The organism is Streptomyces sp. ISL-87, assembly GCF_018614095.1.
GTDB lineage: Bacteria > Actinomycetota > Actinomycetes > Streptomycetales > Streptomycetaceae > Streptomyces.
In genome coordinates, this window is sequence record NZ_JAGGOY010000083.1 from 24,690 (window position 1) to 42,274 (window position 17,585).

17 protein-coding genes are annotated in these 17,585 nt (G+C 69.8%); 16 read left to right on the forward strand and 1 reads right to left on the reverse strand.

All coding sequences use genetic code 11. The features are described 5' to 3' along the window. Positions 1–69: 69 nt before the first annotated feature. The 3 genes from J7I97_RS28555 to nusB are packed head-to-tail and all read left to right on the forward strand — an operon-like array spanning position 70 to position 2,233. Positions 70–1,176: an aminopeptidase P family protein gene (locus J7I97_RS28555; RefSeq protein ID WP_214940373.1), complete on the forward strand. Its 1,107-nt coding sequence runs from the start codon at positions 70–72 to the stop codon at positions 1,174–1,176. Positions 1,177–1,235: 59 nt separating this feature from the next. Further along, positions 1,236–1,802, forward strand: a complete 567-nt coding sequence (gene efp, locus J7I97_RS28560) for an elongation factor P (protein ID WP_214940375.1) — start codon at positions 1,236–1,238, stop codon at positions 1,800–1,802. A 2-nt stretch (positions 1,803–1,804) separates the two neighbouring features. Continuing rightward, positions 1,805–2,233: a transcription antitermination factor NusB gene (gene nusB / locus J7I97_RS28565; RefSeq protein ID WP_214940377.1), complete on the forward strand. Its 429-nt coding sequence runs from the start codon at positions 1,805–1,807 to the stop codon at positions 2,231–2,233. A 167-nt stretch (positions 2,234–2,400) separates the two neighbouring features. Here nusB and bldD read toward each other — a convergent pair whose 3' ends face one another. Next, positions 2,401–2,901: a transcriptional regulator gene (gene bldD, locus J7I97_RS28570; protein WP_214940380.1), complete on the reverse strand. Its 501-nt coding sequence runs from the start codon at positions 2,899–2,901 to the stop codon at positions 2,401–2,403. Positions 2,902–3,166: 265 nt separating this feature from the next. Here bldD and pyrR point away from each other — a divergent pair, with 265 nt between their 5' ends. From pyrR to metK, 13 genes are all read left to right on the forward strand, one after another. Beyond that, positions 3,167–3,742 (forward strand): bifunctional pyr operon transcriptional regulator/uracil phosphoribosyltransferase PyrR, encoded by a 576-nt coding sequence (gene pyrR / locus J7I97_RS28575; RefSeq protein ID WP_214940383.1) that lies wholly within the window; start codon positions 3,167–3,169, stop codon positions 3,740–3,742. Between the two features lie 104 nt (positions 3,743–3,846). Further along, positions 3,847–4,836 (forward strand): aspartate carbamoyltransferase catalytic subunit, encoded by a 990-nt coding sequence (locus J7I97_RS28580; protein ID WP_214940386.1) that lies wholly within the window; start codon positions 3,847–3,849, stop codon positions 4,834–4,836. 2 nt (positions 4,837–4,838) lie between these two features. Beyond that, positions 4,839–6,125: a dihydroorotase gene (locus J7I97_RS28585; protein ID WP_214940389.1), complete on the forward strand. Its 1,287-nt coding sequence runs from the start codon at positions 4,839–4,841 to the stop codon at positions 6,123–6,125. Further along, on the forward strand, positions 6,122–6,703 hold the full coding sequence (locus J7I97_RS28590) for a hypothetical protein (RefSeq protein WP_214940393.1): 582 nt from the start codon (positions 6,122–6,124) through the stop codon (positions 6,701–6,703). Before J7I97_RS28585 ends, J7I97_RS28590 begins: the two co-directional genes overlap by 4 nt. Next, positions 6,700–7,842 carry a glutamine-hydrolyzing carbamoyl-phosphate synthase small subunit gene (gene carA / locus J7I97_RS28595; protein ID WP_214940395.1) on the forward strand — a complete coding sequence of 381 codons (1,143 nt, stop codon included), beginning with the start codon at positions 6,700–6,702 and terminating at the stop codon, positions 7,840–7,842. The genes J7I97_RS28590 and carA overlap by 4 nt, the downstream gene beginning before the upstream one ends. Beyond that, complete coding sequence (gene carB / locus J7I97_RS28600) at positions 7,835–11,143, forward strand: carbamoyl-phosphate synthase large subunit (RefSeq protein ID WP_214940397.1); 3,309 nt, start codon at positions 7,835–7,837, stop codon at positions 11,141–11,143. The genes carA and carB overlap by 8 nt, the downstream gene beginning before the upstream one ends. Positions 11,144–11,228: 85 nt before the next feature. Continuing rightward, positions 11,229–12,338: a quinone-dependent dihydroorotate dehydrogenase gene (locus J7I97_RS28605; protein WP_214940399.1), complete on the forward strand. Its 1,110-nt coding sequence runs from the start codon at positions 11,229–11,231 to the stop codon at positions 12,336–12,338. Continuing rightward, on the forward strand, positions 12,335–13,186 hold the full coding sequence (gene pyrF / locus J7I97_RS28610; RefSeq protein ID WP_308363869.1) for an orotidine-5'-phosphate decarboxylase: 852 nt from the start codon (positions 12,335–12,337) through the stop codon (positions 13,184–13,186). The genes J7I97_RS28605 and pyrF overlap by 4 nt, the downstream gene beginning before the upstream one ends. A gap of 348 nt (positions 13,187–13,534) precedes the next feature. Next, positions 13,535–13,858 carry an integration host factor gene (locus J7I97_RS28615; RefSeq protein WP_008740406.1) on the forward strand — a complete coding sequence of 108 codons (324 nt, stop codon included), beginning with the start codon at positions 13,535–13,537 and terminating at the stop codon, positions 13,856–13,858. A gap of 61 nt (positions 13,859–13,919) precedes the next feature. Beyond that, positions 13,920–14,483 carry a guanylate kinase gene (gene gmk, locus J7I97_RS28620; RefSeq protein ID WP_214940401.1) on the forward strand — a complete coding sequence of 188 codons (564 nt, stop codon included), beginning with the start codon at positions 13,920–13,922 and terminating at the stop codon, positions 14,481–14,483. 73 nt (positions 14,484–14,556) lie between these two features. Beyond that, positions 14,557–14,829 (forward strand): DNA-directed RNA polymerase subunit omega, encoded by a 273-nt coding sequence (gene rpoZ / locus J7I97_RS28625; RefSeq protein WP_004948662.1) that lies wholly within the window; start codon positions 14,557–14,559, stop codon positions 14,827–14,829. 99 nt (positions 14,830–14,928) lie between these two features. Beyond that, positions 14,929–16,143: a bifunctional phosphopantothenoylcysteine decarboxylase/phosphopantothenate--cysteine ligase CoaBC gene (gene coaBC, locus J7I97_RS28630; RefSeq protein ID WP_214940404.1), complete on the forward strand. Its 1,215-nt coding sequence runs from the start codon at positions 14,929–14,931 to the stop codon at positions 16,141–16,143. 194 nt (positions 16,144–16,337) lie between these two features. Further along, the gene (gene metK, locus J7I97_RS28635; RefSeq protein WP_214940407.1) at positions 16,338–17,546 is read left to right on the forward strand and encodes a methionine adenosyltransferase; all 1,209 of its coding nucleotides are present in this window, start codon (positions 16,338–16,340) and stop codon (positions 17,544–17,546) included. Positions 17,547–17,585: the final 39 nt, after the last annotated feature.

Here is a 17,585-nt window from a genome sequence, read left to right on the forward strand (position 1 = left end):
GGGCCGGGAAGGGCCCGTCCGGACGCGCTCGTCAGGCCGGATGCGCAGGGCACTCGTAGGCTCGGAAACATGTCAGACGTGTACGCGGCCCGCCGGGGCCTGCTTCGCGACCGCTGCGCCGCCGCGGGCAACGCCGCCGCGCTGATCACGCGTCCGGCGAACGTCCGCTACCTCTCCGGGGCGTCCCCGCTGGGCGCCGTACTGCTCGTCGGGTCCTCCGAGGACGTGCTGCTCTGCGGCAGCCCACCCACCGGGGACGTGGACGAGGGTCGGCTCGACGAGCGGCTGAGGGTCTCCGTGCTGGCGCACTCCGGCGGCGATCCGGCCGTGGCGGCCGCCGACCTGGCCGCCGCCGCTCGGGCCGATTCCCTCGCCGTCGAGGAGCACCACCTCACCGTCGGCCGCCACCGCGCCCTGCGCTCGGTCGCGCCGAAGCTGCGCCTCACCGACCTGGGCACCGCCGTGGAGCAGCAGCGCCTCGTCAAGGACGAGGAGGAGATCGCCTGCCTGCGCATCGCCGCCGAGATCGCCGACCAGGCCCTCGGCGAACTGCTGGAGTCCATCCTGGTCGGCCGTACGGAGCGGCACCTCGCCCTGGAGCTGGAGCGCCGGCTCGTCGACCACGGCGCGGACGGCCCGGCCTTCCCCACCTCCGTCGGCACCGGCCCGAACTCCGGCCGCTCCCGCCACCGGCCCTCCGACCGCCGCGTGGAGGAGGGCGACTTCCTCTCCGTCTGCCTCGGTGCGACCTACCGCGGATACCGCTGCGAGATCGGTCGCACCTTCGTCATCGGCACCAGCCCCGCCGACTGGCAGATCGAGCTGTACGACCTCGTCTTCGCCGCCCAGCGGGCCGGCCGGGAGACGCTCGTACCGGGCGCCGCGTACCGGGACGTGGACCATGCCGCGCGCTCCGTACTGGACTCCGCGGGCCATGGGGAAGCCCTCGCTGCGTGGACCGGACACGGCGTCGGCCTCGAAATCGACGAGGACCCGCAGCTTGCACCTACGGCAATGGGTAAACTGGACGCTTGCGTGCCGGTCACCGTCGAACCGGGGGTTCACCTCCCGGGCCGGGGCGGAGTCCGGATCGATGACACGCTCGTCGTACGCCCCGAGGCGGACGGCGGTCCAGAGCTACTCACCATTACGACCAAGGAGCTGCTCGCGCTCTAGCTCGCCCCGGCGAGCCGTGCGCGCATCCGTGGTCTTCCAGTGCAGGAGATTCCGCAACCGTGGCTTCCACGAACGACCTCAAGAACGGCATGGTGCTCAAGCTCGACGGTGACCAGCTCTGGTCCGTCGTCGAGTTCCAGCACGTCAAGCCCGGCAAGGGCCCGGCCTTCGTGCGCACCAAGCTCAAGCACGTGCTCTCCGGCAAGGTCGTCGACAAGACCTTCAACGCCGGCACGAAGGTCGAGACCGCCACTATCGACCGCCGTGACATGCAGTTCTCGTACATGGACGGCGAGTACTTCGTCTTCATGGACATGAGCACCTACGACCAGCTGATGGTCGACAAGAAGGCCGTCGGCGACGCCGCGAACTTCCTGATCGAGGGCTTCACCGCCTCCGTCGCCCAGCACGAGGGCGAGGTGCTCTACGTCGAGCTCCCGGCCGCCGTCGAGCTCGTCATCGAGCACACCGACCCGGGCGTCCAGGGCGACCGCTCCACCGGTGGCACCAAGCCGGCGACGCTGGAGACGGGCCACGAGATCCAGGTCCCGCTCTTCGTCACCACCGGCGAGAAGATCAAGGTCGACACCCGCACCAGCGCTTACCTCGGCCGGGTGAACAGCTAACCGTGGCTGCCCGGAGCAACGCGCGCAAGCGCGCTTTCCAGATCCTCTTCGAGGCCGACCAGCGCGGTGTGCCCGTGCGCGAGGTTCTCGCGGACTGGATCCGCCACGCGCGGTCGGACGACCGGCAGCCGCCGGTCAGCGCCTTCACGATGGATCTTGTCGAGGGATACGCCGACAAGGTGAACCGCATCGACGACCTGATCGTCACCTACGCCGTGGACTGGGACCTCGACCGCATGCCGGTCGTGGACCGGAACATCGTGCGGCTCGGTGCGTACGAGCTGATCTGGGTGGACGACACCCCGGACGCCGTGGCCATCGACGAGGCCGTCCAGCTGGCCAAGGAGTTCTCGACGGACGAGTCGCCCTCGTTCGTGAACGGTCTGCTGGGCCGCTTCAAGGACCTGAAGCCGAGCCTGCGCCGCGAGTAGCCTCCGGCGGTTCGGCACAACGGGGGTCCGCAGCGCCAAGGCGCTGCGGACCCCCGTTTTTTGCACGCGTTTTGCACGCGCCTGAACGAAAACCGGCGTGGGCCGGGAGCCCTTTCAGGCTCCCGGCCCACGCCGGTAACGTTTCTGCTGGTCCTGGGCCGACTGGCTCAGATGTCCTCGTGCGCCACCGAGCGACGGGCGTCCGCGTCCAGCACGCCCCAGCTGATCAGCTGCTCGGTCAGCACCGAGGGGGACTGGTCGTAGATGACGGCCAGGGTGCGCAGGTCGTCCTGGCGGATCGACAGGACCTTGCCGTTGTAGTCGCCGCGCTGGCTCTGGATCGTCGCCGCGTAGCGCTGGAGCGGGCCGGCCTTCTCGGCGGGCACGCCCGCCAGGCGCTCCAGGTCGAGACGGAGCTTCGGCGGCGGCTCGGCCGCTCCGCCGGGAGTCGTGCCCGGCAGCAGTTCCTGCACCGGAACCCCGTAGAAGTCCGCCAGTTCGGCCAGGCGCTGGACGGTCACGGCGCGGTCTCCGCGCTCGTAGGAACCGACCACCACGGCCTTCCACCGGCCCTGGGACTTCTCCTCGACACCGTGGAGGGAGAGGCCCTGCTGGGTGCGGATGGCACGGAGCTTGGCCCCGAGCTGTTTGGCGTATTCGCTGGACATAACGCTCCCGGACGCTGTGACGCTGTGACGACATGGACGCCGTGACGACATGGACCACGTGCGGCTCCGCCGCGCGGCTGGTAACTCACTGTGAGGTTACGCAGCGTTACTTGGATGCGTCAAGCCGAATGGTCTCCCTCGCCCACGTACGAGGGGTCCCGGGCGGCCCCGATGCGGGCCCGCCGCCGTCCCCCTGCTACCGTGGAACGCGTACATCAGACGTCCTTTAAGGTCCGTCCCGTGAGGCGGAGAAGGAGGTCCTTTCATGGACACCCAGCAGCACACCGATTCCATGCGCCCGGTGCTCGAAGCGCAGGACATCGTGCGGGTCCTGACCCGCATCGCCCACGAGATCGTCGAACGCGCCAAGGGCGCCGACGACGTGGTGCTCCTCGGCATTCCCACCCGCGGTGTCTACCTCGCCCGCCGGCTGGCCGCCAAGCTCGAAGAGATCACCGGGACGAAGATCCCGGTCGGCTCCCTCGACATCACCATGTACCGCGACGATCTGCGGATGAAGCCCGCCCGCGCGATCGGCCGCACCGAGATCCCCGGCGACGACATCGACGGCCGCCTCGTGGTCCTCGTCGACGACGTGCTGTTCTCCGGCCGCACCATCCGCGCGGCCCTCGACGCCCTCGGCGACCTCGGCCGCCCCCGCGCCGTGCAGCTCGCGGTCCTCGTCGACCGCGGCCACCGCGAACTGCCGATCCGCGCCGACTACGTGGGCAAGAACCTCCCGACCTCGCTGCGGGAGACCGTCAAGGTCCAGCTCCAGGAGGAGGACGGCCGCGACGCCGTACTGCTCGGCCAGCGGACCGCCCAGGCAGCAGGGCAGTAGCCCGTACGCGTGCGGGTCCCCCTGCGGGGTCCGCGCCGAAGTCTGCCCTGCCCGCACCCGGGCAACCCTGCCTGCCTGTCCTCACCGACTTACGGAGCACCCAGATGAAGCGCCACCTCATCTCGGCCGCCGATCTCACGCGCGACGACGCCGTCCTGATCCTCGACACCGCCGAGGAGATGGCCCGCGTCGCGGACCGGCCGATCAAGAAGCTGCCCACCCTGCGCGGGCTCACGGTCGTCAACCTCTTCTTCGAGGACTCGACCCGTACCCGGATCTCCTTCGAGGCGGCCGCCAAGCGGCTGTCCGCCGACGTCATCAACTTCTCCGCCAAGGGCTCCTCGGTTTCCAAGGGCGAATCCCTGAAGGACACCGCGCTGACCCTGGAGGCCATGGGCGCGGACGCGGTCGTCATCCGCCACCACGCCTCCGGCGCCCCCTACCGGCTCGCGACCTCCGGCTGGATCGACTCCGCCGTGGTCAACGCGGGCGACGGCACCCACGAGCACCCCACCCAGGCCCTGCTGGACGCCTTCACCATGCGCCGCCGCCTGGTCGGCCGCGACGCCGGGCTCGGCAAGGACCTGAACGGCCGCCGGATCACCATCGTGGGCGACGTCCTGCACAGCCGGGTGGCCCGCTCCAACGTCCAGCTGCTGCACACCCTGGGCGCCCAGGTCACCGTGGTGGCCCCGCCCACGCTGGTCCCGATCGGCGTCGAGAGCTGGCCGTGCGAGGTCTCGTACAACCTCGACGAGGTGCTGCCGAAGTCGGATGCGGTGATGATGCTGCGTGTGCAGCGCGAACGCATGAACGCCGCCTTCTTCCCGACCGAGCGCGAGTACTCCCGCCGGTACGGGCTCGACGGCGACCGCATGGCGAAGATGCCCGAGCACGCCATCGTGATGCACCCCGGCCCGATGAACCGCGGCATGGAGATCACCGCCGAGGTCGCCGACTCCGACCGCTGCACGGCCGTCGAGCAGGTCGCCAACGGCGTCTCCACCCGGATGGCGGTCCTGTACCTGCTGCTCGGAGGCTCCGAGCCCGCCGTCACCACCACCAGCACGCCCCGCACCGAGGAGAGCAAGTAAAGATGAGCAAGATCCTTATCCGTGGCGCGAAGGTACTCGGTGGCGAGGCGCAGGACGTCCTGATCGACGGCGAGACCATCGCGGAGGTCGGCACCGGACTGTCCGCGGAGGGCGCCACCGTCATCGAGGCCGAAGGCCAGGTCCTCCTCCCCGGCCTCGTCGACCTGCACACCCACCTGCGCGAGCCCGGCCGCGAGGACTCCGAGACCGTCCTGACCGGCACCCGCGCCGCGGCCTCCGGCGGCTACACGGCCGTCTTCGCCATGGCGAACACCTTCCCGGTCGCCGACACCGCCGGCGTCGTCGAGCAGGTCTGGCGCCTGGGCAAGGAGTCCGGCTACTGCGACGTGCAGCCCATCGGCGCCGTCACCGTCGGCCTGGAGGGCAAGCAGCTCGCCGAGCTCGGCGCCATGCACGACTCCGCCGCCCGCGTCACCGTCTTCTCCGACGACGGCAAGTGCGTGGACGACGCCGTGATCATGCGCCGCGCCCTGGAGTACGTGAAGGCCTTCGGCGGCGTCGTCGCCCAGCACGCCCAGGAGCCCCGCCTGACCGAAGGCGCCCAGATGAACGAGGGCGTCGTCTCCGCCGAGCTGGGCCTCGGCGGCTGGCCGGCCGTCGCCGAGGAGTCGATCATCGCCCGCGATGTCCTCCTCGCCGAGCACGTCGGCTCCCGCGTGCACATCTGCCACCTCTCCACCGCCGGCTCCGTCGAGATCATCCGCTGGGCCAAGTCCCGCGGCATCGACGTCACCGCCGAGGTCACCCCGCACCACCTGCTCCTCACCGACGAGCTCGTCCGCTCGTACAACGCGGTCTACAAGGTCAACCCGCCGCTGCGCACCGAGCGCGACGTGATGGCCCTGCGCGAGGCGCTCGCCGACGGCACGATCGACATCGTCGCCACCGACCACGCCCCGCACCCGCACGAGGACAAGGACTGCGAGTGGGCCGCCGCCGCCATGGGCATGGTGGGCCTGGAGACCGCGCTGTCCGTCGTCCAGCAGACGATGGTCGAGACGGGACTGCTCGACTGGGCGGGCGTCGCCCAGCGGATGTCCTTCGCCCCGGCGCGCATCGGCGGCCTGGAGAACCACGGCCGGCCCGTCTCGGCAGGTGAACCCGCGAACCTGACCTTGGTCGATACCTCGTACCGTGGTGTCGTGGACCCCGCACACTTCGCCTCCCGCAGCCGCAACACGCCTTACGAGGGCCGTGAGCTGCCGGGTCGCGTCACTCACACCTTCCTGCGGGGCCGGGCAACGGTCGTGGACGGGACGCTGGCGTGACACCTGCAGTAATCCAACTGGCCGCCGAGGCCGCCGAACGACAGTCGGCGGAGGTGACGGAATTCGGGGCCCGCATAGCGTGGGTCGCCGGTCTGCTCGTCTTCATCGCGTTCGTGTACTGGCTGATGCGGCAAGGCTGGAAATGGCGCGGCGCCCTGCAGAGCGATCTGCCGGAGCTGCCCGCCGCCCCCGGCGGTCTCCCCGAGCACCGGCTGGCCCTGACCGGCCGGTACCACGGGTCCACCACCGCCGGGCAGTGGCTCGACCGGATCGTCGCCCACGGTCTGGGCGTCCGCAGCCGGGTCGAGCTCACCCTCACCGACGTGGGCCTGGACGTGGTCCGTCCGGGTGCCACCGACTTCTTCGTACCGGCCGCGCAGCTGCGCGGCGCCCGCCTCGACAAGGGAATCGCGGGCAAGGTACTCACCGAGGGCGGTCTGCTCGTCGTCACCTGGGCGCACGGCGACAAGCTGATCGACTCCGGATTCCGCTCCGACCGTGCGGCCGAACACGCCGCATGGGTCGAAGCCCTCAATCTCATGAACCAATCCATCACGACGGAAGGCGCCGAACGATGACGACCTCCACCAGGGGAGCAGCCAAAGCTCCCGCCGTACTCGTCCTGGAGGACGGTCGGATCTTCCGCGGCCGCGCCTACGGCGCTGTGGGGGAGACCTTCGGCGAGGCCGTGTTCTCCACCGGCATGACCGGCTACCAGGAGACCCTCACCGACCCGTCGTACCACCGGCAGGTCGTCGTGATGACCGCCCCGCACGTGGGCAACACGGGCGTCAACGACGAGGACCCCGAATCCTCCCGCATCTGGGTGTCCGGGTACGTCGTACGCGACCCCGCCCGCGTCCCCTCCAACTGGCGCTCCCAGCGCTCGCTGGACGAGGAGCTGGTCAAGCAGGGCGTCGTCGGGATCTCCGGCGTCGACACCCGCGCCCTGACCCGCCACCTGCGCGAGCGCGGCGCCATGCGCGTCGGCATCTTCTCGGGCGCCTCGATCGCCGACGACGCGACGCTGCTGGCCCGCGTCCTGGAAGCCCCGCAGATGAAGGGCGCGAACCTCTCCGCCGAGGTTGCCACCAAGGAGACGTACGTCGTCCCCGCGATCGGTGAGAAGAAGTTCACGGTCGCGGCCGTGGACCTCGGCATCAAGGGCATGACCCCGCACCGGATGGCCCAGCGCGGCATCGAAGTGCACGTGCTGCCCGCCACCGCCACCGTCGAGGACGTGTACGCGGTCAACCCGGACGGCGTGTTCTTCTCCAACGGCCCGGGCGACCCGGCCACCGCCGACGGCCCCGTCGCCGTCATGCAGGGCGTGCTGGAGCGCAAGACCCCGCTCTTCGGCATCTGCTTCGGCAACCAGATCCTGGGCCGCGCACTCGGCTTCGGCACCTACAAGCTGAAGTACGGCCACCGCGGCATCAACCAGCCGGTGCAGGACCGCACCACAGGCAAGGTCGAGATCACCGCGCACAACCACGGCTTCGCCGTCGACGCGCCCCTCGACAAGGTCTCCGAGACCGCCTACGGCCGCGCCGAGGTCTCGCACGTCTGCCTGAACGACCAGGTCGTCGAAGGCCTCCAGCTGCTCGACCAGCCGGCCTTCTCCGTCCAGTACCACCCCGAGGCGGCTGCCGGCCCGCACGACGCCGCGTACCTCTTCGACCGCTTCGTATCCCTGATGGAGGCCGAGCGTGCCTAAGCGCACCGATATCCAGTCCGTCCTGGTCATCGGCTCCGGCCCGATCGTCATCGGCCAGGCCGCCGAGTTCGACTACTCCGGCACCCAGGCCTGCCGCATCCTCAAGGCCGAGGGCCTGCGGGTCATCCTGGTGAACTCCAACCCCGCGACGATCATGACCGACCCGGAGATCGCCGACGCCACGTACGTCGAGCCGATCACCCCCGAGTTCGTCGAGAAGATCATCGCGAAGGAGCGCCCCGACGCGCTGCTCCCGACCCTCGGCGGCCAGACCGCGCTGAACACCGCCATCTCCATGCACGAGCAGGGTGTGCTGGAGAAGTACGGTGTCGAGCTCATCGGCGCCAACGTCGAGGCGATCAACAAGGGCGAGGACCGCGACCTCTTCAAGGGCGTTGTCGAAGCCGTCAAGGCCAAGATCGGCTACGGCGAGTCCGCCCGCTCGGTCATCTGCCACTCGATGGACGACGTCATCAAGGGCGTCGACACCCTCGGCGGCTACCCCGTCGTCGTGCGCCCCTCCTTCACCATGGGCGGCGCCGGCTCCGGCTTCGCCCACGACGAGGAAGAGCTGCGCCGCATCGCCGGCCAGGGCCTCACGCTCTCCCCGACCACCGAGGTGCTCCTTGAGGAGTCCATCCTCGGCTGGAAGGAGTACGAGCTGGAGCTGATGCGCGACACCAAGGACAACGTGGTCGTCGTCTGCTCCATCGAGAACTTCGACCCGATGGGCGTCCACACCGGTGACTCGATCACCGTCGCCCCGGCGATGACGCTCACCGACCGCGAGTACCAGCGGCTGCGCGACATCGGCATCGCGATCATCCGCGAGGTCGGCGTCGACACCGGCGGCTGCAACATCCAGTTCGCGATCGACCCGGTCGACGGCCGCGTCATCGTCATCGAGATGAACCCGCGCGTGTCCCGTTCGTCCGCGCTCGCGTCGAAGGCCACCGGCTTCCCGATCGCCAAGATCGCCGCCAAGCTGGCCATCGGCTACACGCTCGACGAGGTCCCCAACGACATCACCGAGAAGACCCCGGCCTCCTTCGAGCCGTCTCTCGACTACGTCGTCGTCAAGGCCCCGCGCTTCGCCTTCGAGAAGTTCCCGCTCGCCGACGCCACCCTCACCACCACCATGAAGTCGGTGGGCGAGGCGATGGCCATCGGCCGCAACTTCACCGAGGCCCTCCAGAAGGCCCTGCGCTCCCTGGAGAAGAAGGGCTCGCAGTTCACCTTCGTCGGCCCCGTCGGCGACAAGGACGAGCTCCTCGCCACCGCGGTCCGCCCGACCGACGGCCGCATCAACACCGTCATGCAGGCCATCCGCGCCGGCGCCACCCAGGAAGAGGTCTTCGAGTCCACGAAGATCGACCCCTGGTTCGTCGACCAGCTCTTCCTCATCAAGGAGATCGCGGACGACCTGGCCGCCGCCGAGAAGCTCCACCCCGAGCTGCTCGCCGAGGCCAAGCGCCACGGCTTCTCCGACACCCAGATCGCCGAGATCCGCGGTCTGCGCGAGGACGTCGTCCGCGAGGTCCGGCACGCCCTCGGTGTCCGCCCGGTCTACAAGACGGTCGACACCTGCGCCGCCGAGTTCGCCGCGAACACTCCGTACTTCTACTCGTCCTACGACGAGGAGTCCGAGGTCGCGCCCCGCACCAAGCCCGCGGTGATCATCCTGGGCTCCGGCCCGAACCGCATCGGCCAGGGCATCGAGTTCGACTACTCCTGCGTCCACGCCTCCTTCGCCCTCAGCGACGCCGGCTACGAGACCGTGATGGTCAACTGCAACCCGGAGACCGTCTCCACGGACTACGACACCTCCGACCGCCTGTACTTCGAGCCGCTGACGCTCGAAGACGTGCTGGAGATCGTCCACGCCGAGTCGCTGGCCGGCCCCATCGCCGGTGTCGTAGTCCAGCTCGGCGGCCAGACCCCCCTGGGTCTCGCCCAGGCGCTCAAGGACAACGGCGTCCCGGTCGTCGGCACCTCGCCCGAGGCCATCCACGCCGCCGAGGACCGCGGCGCCTTCGGCCAGGTCCTCGCCGACGCCGGCCTGCCCGCCCCCAAGCACGGCACCGCCACCACCTTCGCGGGTGCGAAGGCGATCGCCGACGAGATCGGCTACCCGGTCCTCGTCCGCCCGTCCTACGTGCTCGGCGGCCGTGGCATGGAGATCGTCTACGACGAGACCCGGCTGGAGTCGTACATCGCCGAGTCCACCGAGATCTCGCCGACCCGCCCCGTCCTGGTCGACCGCTTCCTCGACGACGCGATCGAGATCGACGTCGACGCGCTCTACGACGGCACCGAGCTCTACCTCGGCGGCGTCATGGAGCACATCGAGGAAGCCGGCATCCACTCCGGCGACTCGGCCTGCGCCCTGCCCCCGATCACCCTCGGCGGCTACGACATCAAGCGCCTGCGCGCCTCCACCGAGGCCATCGCCAAGGGCGTCGGCGTCCGCGGCCTGATCAACATCCAGTTCGCGATGGCGGGTGACATCCTCTACGTCCTGGAGGCCAACCCGCGCGCCTCCCGGACCGTCCCCTTCACCTCGAAGGCGACCGCCGTCCCGCTCGCGAAGGCCGCCGCCCGCATCTCGCTCGGCACCACCATCGCCGAGCTGCGCGCCGAGGGCATGCTGCCGAAGAACGGCGACGGCGGCACCCTGCCGCTCGACGCGCCGATCTCGGTCAAGGAGGCCGTGATGCCCTGGTCGCGCTTCCGCGACATCCAGGGCCGCGGCGTGGACACCGTCCTCGGCCCGGAGATGCGCTCCACCGGCGAGGTCATGGGCATCGACTCGGTCTTCGGCACGGCCTACGCCAAGTCGCAGGCCGGCGCCTACGGCCCGCTGCCGACCAAGGGCCGGGCGTTCATCTCCGTCGCGAACCGCGACAAGCGCTCGATGATCTTCCCGGCGCGCGAGCTCGTCGCCCACGGCTTCGAACTGCTCGCCACCTCCGGCACCGCCGAGGTGCTGCGCCGCAACGGCATCAACGCCACCGTGGTGCGCAAGCTCAGCGAGGGCGAGGGCCCGAACGGCGAGAAGACCATCGTCCAGCTGATCCACGACGGCCACGTCGACCTGATCGTCAACACCCCGTACGGCACGGGTGGCCGCCTCGACGGCTACGAGATCCGCACGGCGGCCGTGGCGCGCAGCGTCCCGTGCCTGACCACGGTCCAGGCGCTCGCCGCGGCCGTCCAGGGCATCGAGGCGCTCAGCCGCGGCGACGTGGGCGTCCGCTCGCTCCAGGAGCACGCGGAGCACCTCACCGCAGCCCGCGACTAGCAGCCCGTAGAGGAGAGGGGGACACCGGATTCGCGTACGCGACGGGTGTCCCCCTCTTCATGAGCGCAGAAGGATCTTCAAGGCGATGTACAAACTCTTCTTCAACCTCGTCTTCAAGCGGATGGACCCGGAGCAGGCCCACTACATGGCCTTCCGGTGGATCCGCCTCGCGGCCCGTACGCCGGTGCTGCGCACCTTCGTCGCGGCCTACCTGGCGCCCCGCCACAAGGAACTGCGCACGGAGGCCCTCGGCCTGCGGATGCACGGCCCCTTCGGGCTCGCGGCGGGCTTCGACAAGAACGCCGTCGCCATCGACGGGATGTCGATGCTCGGCTTCGACCACGTCGAGATCGGCACGGTCACGGCCCAGGCCCAGCCGGGCAACCCGAAGAAGCGCCTGTTCCGGCTCGTCCCCGACCGCGCGCTGATCAACCGGATGGGCTTCAACAACGAGGGCTCCGAGGCCGTCGCCGACCGCCTCGCGGCCCGCAGGCCCGTCTTCAACACGGTCGTGGGCGTCAACATCGGCAAGACCAAGGTCGTGCCCGAGGAGGAAGCGGTGGGGGACTACGTCGCCTCCACCGAGCGCCTCGCCCGCCACGCCGACTACATGGTCGTCAACGTCTCCTCCCCGAACACCCCCGGCCTGCGCAACCTCCAGGCCACCGAATCCCTGCGCCCGCTGCTGACGGCCGTACGGGAGGCCGCGGACCGCGCCGTGACCGGCCGGCGCGTCCCGCTCCTGGTCAAGATCGCGCCCGACCTCGCCGACGAGGACGTGGACGCGGTCGCCGACCTGGCCCTGGAGCTCGGCCTGGACGGCATCATCGCGACGAACACCACGATCGCCCGCGACGACCTGGGCCTGAAGTCCGCCCCCGACCTGGTGAAGGAGACCGGCGGGCTGTCCGGAGCACCGGTCAAGGAGCGCTCCCTGGAGGTCCTGCGCCGCCTCTACGCCCGGGTGGGCGACCGCCTGGTGCTCGTGGGCGTCGGAGGCATCGAGAACGCCGAGGACGCCTGGCAGCGGATCCTGGCCGGCGCCACGCTGATCCAGGGCTACAGCGCCTTCATCTACGAGGGCCCCTGCTACGCCCGCGCCATCCACAAGGGCCTCGCCGCGCGCCTGGCCGCCAGCCCGTACGAGACGCTCGCCGACGCGGTGGGCGCCGAGACCCGGAAGGCCTCGCTGTGACCTCTGCGACCTCTGTGACCCCGTTCGGTACCCGCCTGCGCGCCGCGATGGACTCCCGTGGCCCGCTGTGCGTCGGGATCGATCCGCACGCCGCCCTGCTGGCCTCCTGGGGCCTGGACGACGACATCGCCGGGCTGGAGAAGTTCTCCCGCACCGTCGTCGAGGCGCTGGCGGAGGAGGTCGCGGTGTTCAAGCCGCAGGCCGCCTTCTTCGAGCGGTTCGGGTCCAAGGGCATCGCGGTCCTGGAGCGGACGGTGGCCGACGCGCGGGCCGCGGGCACGCTCGTCGTGATGGACGCCAAGCGGGGGGACATCGGCTCGACGATGGCCGCGTACGCCCAGACGTTCCTCTCGCCGTCCTCGCCGCTGTTCTCGGACGCGCTGACGGTCTCCCCGTATCTGGGCTACGGCTCGCTGGCGCCGGCGGTGGAGCTGGCCCGGGAGTCGGGCGCCGGCCTGTTCGTGCTGGCCCTCACCTCGAACCCGGAGGGCGCGGAGGTCCAGCGGGCGGTACGGGAGGACGGCCGCACGATCGCCGCGACGATGCTGGCGCATCTCGCGGCCGAGAACGAGGGCGCGTCCCCCATGGGCTCGTTCGGCGCCGTGGTCGGTGCCACCCTGGGCGATCTGTCCTCCTTCGACCTGGACATCAACGGGCCGCTGCTGGCCCCCGGCATCGGCGCGCAGGGCGCGACGGCGGCGGACCTCCCGGCCGTCTTCGGCGCGGCCGTGGGCAACGTGGTGCCGAACGTGTCGCGGGGCGTTCTCAAGCACGGCCCCGACGCGGCCGCGCTCCGTGCGTCGGCGGCCGGGTTCGCGGCCGAGATCCGCGCGGCCGTCTCCGCGTAGCCGGGTGCGGCTCGGGGTCCGGGAGCGGGCCCCCGGACCCCGAGCCGCAAACGCCGGCGAGGCCGAATCGGGTCGCCGACGGGTGGACCGTCGCACTGCTTGACGAAATTCGAACGTCATTCACCGGACAAAACCGGGGTGATATGTCCGTGATGTACGGTTCAGTGGAGGCTGACCAGGACTTTTCGTCCGTTCTCGCTGACTGGAGCGGCCTTGGCCGCTAGTCTCCGACCAGAGTGAACGAGCAGCGAACGAGTTCCATCGCTGTTCGGGCGCTCGCCTGGTGTGGTGCCTTCGGGCATCCCACTGGTCCGTATCCGACAGTTCGACATCCGAGGTGACGTAGGCGTGGCTCTTCCGCCCCTTACCCCTGAACAGCGCGCAGCCGCGCTCGAAAAGGCCGCCGCGGCTCGCCGGGAGCGGGCCGAGGTGAAGAATCGACTCAAGCATTCCGGCGCCTCGCTCCAAGAGGTCATCAAGACGGGCCAGGAGAACGACGTCATCGGCAAGATGAAGGTCTCCGCCCTGCTGGAGTCCCTGCCTGGCGTGGGCAAGGTGCGCGCCAAGCAGATCATGGAGCGCCTCGGCATCTCCGAGTCCCGGCGTGTCCGAGGTCTCGGTTCCAACCAGATCGCTTCTCTGGAGCGTGAGTTCGGCACCCCCGCCGGCTGACGCGTCGCCTGAAGCTGTCCCGGCGTTCTCAGGCAGTCCCGAGAACCTGGATAATCGCTCTATGGCAGCAGAGGTTCGTCCGCGGCTGACCGTGCTCTCCGGCCCTTCAGGGGTCGGTAAGAGCACGGTCGTCGCGCATATGCGCAAAGTCCACCCCGAGGTATGGCTCTCGGTGTCGGCCACCACCCGCAAGCCGCGGCCCGGTGAGCGACACGGAGTCCACTACTTCTTCGTCAACGACGACGAGTTCGACAAGCTGATCGCCAATGGCGAGCTGCTGGAGTGGGCCGAGTTCGCGGGCAACCGCTACGGCACACCGCGCGGCGCGGTACTGGAACGCCTGGACAAGGGCGAGCCCGTACTGCTGGAGATCGACCTCCAGGGCGCCCGGCTCGTCCGCGAGTCGATGCCCGAGGCCCTGCTGGTCTTCCTGGCCCCGCCGAGCTGGGACGAGCTGGTCCGCCGGCTCACCGGCCGGGGCACCGAATCGGCGGAGGTCATCGAGCGCAGGCTCGTGACCGCCAAGGTCGAACTCGCTGCCGAGTCCGAGTTCGACACCACCCTGGTCAACACCTCCGTCGAGGACGTGGCGCGTGAGCTGCTAGCCTTGATGAAAGTTGTTTGATCGTTGATCGATGTTCAGTCGATCGGTGTTCGTCAACGTTTCGATCTTTCAACCCATCTTCGGAAGGTAGAGCGTGTCCTCTTCCATCACTGCGCCCGAGGGCATCATCAACCCGCCGATCGACGAGCTGCTCGAGGCCACGGACTCGAAGTACAGCCTCGTGATCTACGCGGCCAAGCGTGCGCGTCAGATCAACGCGTACTACTCGCAGCTCGGTGAGGGCCTGCTCGAGTACGTCGGCCCGCTGGTGGACACCCACGTCCACGAGAAGCCGCTTTCGATCGCGCTGCGCGAGATCAACGCGGGTCTGCTGACCTCCGAGGCCATCGAGGCCCCGGCCCAGTAAGGCACCGAGAAGTCCTTTCGCCACAGGCCCGGCAGAACATCTGCCGGGCCTGTGGTGTGTCATAGACAGGTACGACGATCAGCCGAAAGGGCGTGTGTGGTGGGTAAGCCGAAAGTCGTGCTCGGAGTCAGCGGCGGGATCGCCGCCTACAAGGCGTGCGAGCTGCTGCGCCGGCTGACCGAGTCCGGGCACGAGGTACGGGTCGTCCCGACGGCGTCGTCCCTGAACTTCGTGGGCGAGGCCACCTGGGCCGCGCTGTCCGGGAACCCCGCCTCCACCGAGGTCTGGGAGACCGTCCACGAGGTGCCGCACGTGCGCATCGGGCAGGAGGCGGACCTCGTCGTCGTCGCGCCCGCGACCGCCGACCTGCTGGCCAAGGCCGCCCACGGCCTGGCCGACGACCTGCTGACCAATACGCTGCTCACCGCCCGCTGTCCGGTGGTCTTCGCCCCCGCCATGCACACCGAGATGTGGGAGCACCCCGCCACCCAGGAGAACGTGGCCACGCTGCGCCGGCGCGGAGCCGTCGTCATCGAGCCCGCCGTGGGACGGCTGACCGGCAAGGACACCGGCAAGGGCCGGCTGCCTGACCCCGACGAGATCTTCGAGGTCTGCCGCCTGGTGATCGCGCGCGGGGTGGCCGAGCCCGACCTGGCCGGGCGCCACGTGGTGGTCAGCGCGGGCGGCACGCGCGAGCCGCTCGACCCGGTCCGCTTCCTCGGCAACCGCTCCTCCGGCAAGCAGGGCTACGCGCTGGCCCGCACCGCCGCCGCCCGCGGGGCCCGGGTCACCCTCATCGCGGCCAACACCGCACTGGCCGACCCGGCCGGGGTGGACGTCGTACGCGTCGGCACCGCGCTCCAGCTGCGGGAAGCCGTGCTCAAGGCGGCCCCGGACGCCGACGCCGTGGTGATGGCCGCGGCCGTGGCCGATTTCCGGCCGGCCGTGTACGCCGACGGCAAGATCAAGAAGAAGGACGGGGAGGAGCCCGCCCCGGTGAACCTCGTGCGAAATCCTGACGTCCTGGCGGAGATCTCATCCGAACGGGCTCGAGGCGGACAGATCATCGTCGGATTCGCGGCGGAGACGGACGACGTTCTCGCCAACGGGCGGAGCAAGCTCCTCCGTAAGGGTTGCGACCTCCTGGTGGTCAATGAGGTCGGTGAGACCAAAACCTTCGGATCCGAGGAGAACGAGGCGGTCATCCTTGCCTCCGATGGGGCGGAGATTGCCATTCCCCGTGGTCCGAAGGAAGCGCTCGCGGACGCCATATGGGATCAGGTCGCTCCGCGACTCGCTTCCGGAACCGCCTGAGTGGCGCCCTTCTCCGCGGCAAATCCGTGAGTCAGAATGGAGTGCCGCAGGTCACACGACTCCCACAAGGCGAGACGGGTGGTCCGGTAAACGGTGGCGACCGATAAACTGCACCTGGAACGTGATCGGGCGCAGCCCCCGATGTGGTTCCGCCAAATGATCAGCCAGCAGCCGCTGCAACCCCAGGGAGCGATGTGTCCCGCCGCCTGTTCACCTCGGAGTCCGTGACCGAGGGCCACCCCGACAAGATCGCTGACCAGATCAGCGACACGATCCTCGACGCGCTCCTCACCGAGGACCCGACCTCACGTGTGGCCGTGGAGACCCTCATCACCACCGGCCTCGTGCACATCGCGGGAGAGGTGACGACGAAGGCCTACGCCCCGATCGCGCAGCTCGTCCGCGACAAGATCCTCGAGATCGGCTACGACTCCTCCAAGAAGGGCTTCGACGGCGCCTCGTGCGGCGTGTCGGTGTCCATCGGCGCGCAGTCCCCGGACATCGCGCAGGGTGTCGACACCGCGTACGAGAAGCGTGTCGAGGGTGACGAGGACGAGCTCGACAAGCAGGGCGCCGGCGACCAGGGCCTGATGTTCGGGTACGCCTGCGACGAGACCCCCGAGCTCATGCCGCTCCCGATCCACATCGCGCACCGGCTCTCCCGCCGGCTGTCCGAGGTCCGCAAGAACGGGACCATCCCGTACCTGCGTCCCGACGGCAAGACCCAGGTCACCATCGAGTACGACGGTGACAAGGCCGTGCGCCTGGACACCGTCGTCGTGTCCTCGCAGCACGCCGCGGACATCGACCTGGACTCGCTGCTCGCTCCCGACATCCGCGAGTTCGTCGTCGAGCACGTGCTGGCGCAGCTCGTCGAGGACGGCATCAAGCTGGACACCGAGGGCTACCGCCTGCTGGTGAACCCGACCGGCCGCTTCGAGATCGGCGGCCCGATGGGCGACGCCGGCCTCACCGGCCGCAAGATCATCATCGACACCTACGGCGGCATGGCCCGCCACGGTGGCGGCGCCTTCTCGGGCAAGGACCCGTCCAAGGTGGACCGCAGCGCCGCGTACGCGATGCGCTGGGTCGCGAAGAACGTGGTCGCCGCCGGCCTCGCCTCGCGCTGCGAGGTCCAGGTCGCGTACGCGATCGGCAAGGCCGAGCCCGTCGGTCTGTTCGTCGAGACCTTCGGCACCGCCAAGGTCGAGGTCCAGAAGATCGAGGACGCGATCGGCCAGGTCTTCGACCTGCGTCCGGCCGCGATCATCCGCGACCTCGACCTGCTGCGCCCGATCTACGCCCAGACCGCCGCGTACGGCCACTTCGGCCGTGAGCTGCCGGACTTCACCTGGGAGCGCACGGACCGCGTGGACGCGCTGCGCGCGGCCGCCGGCCTGTAGGACGGCCCGTACCACGAACGCCGCCTGACGGAAGGGCCC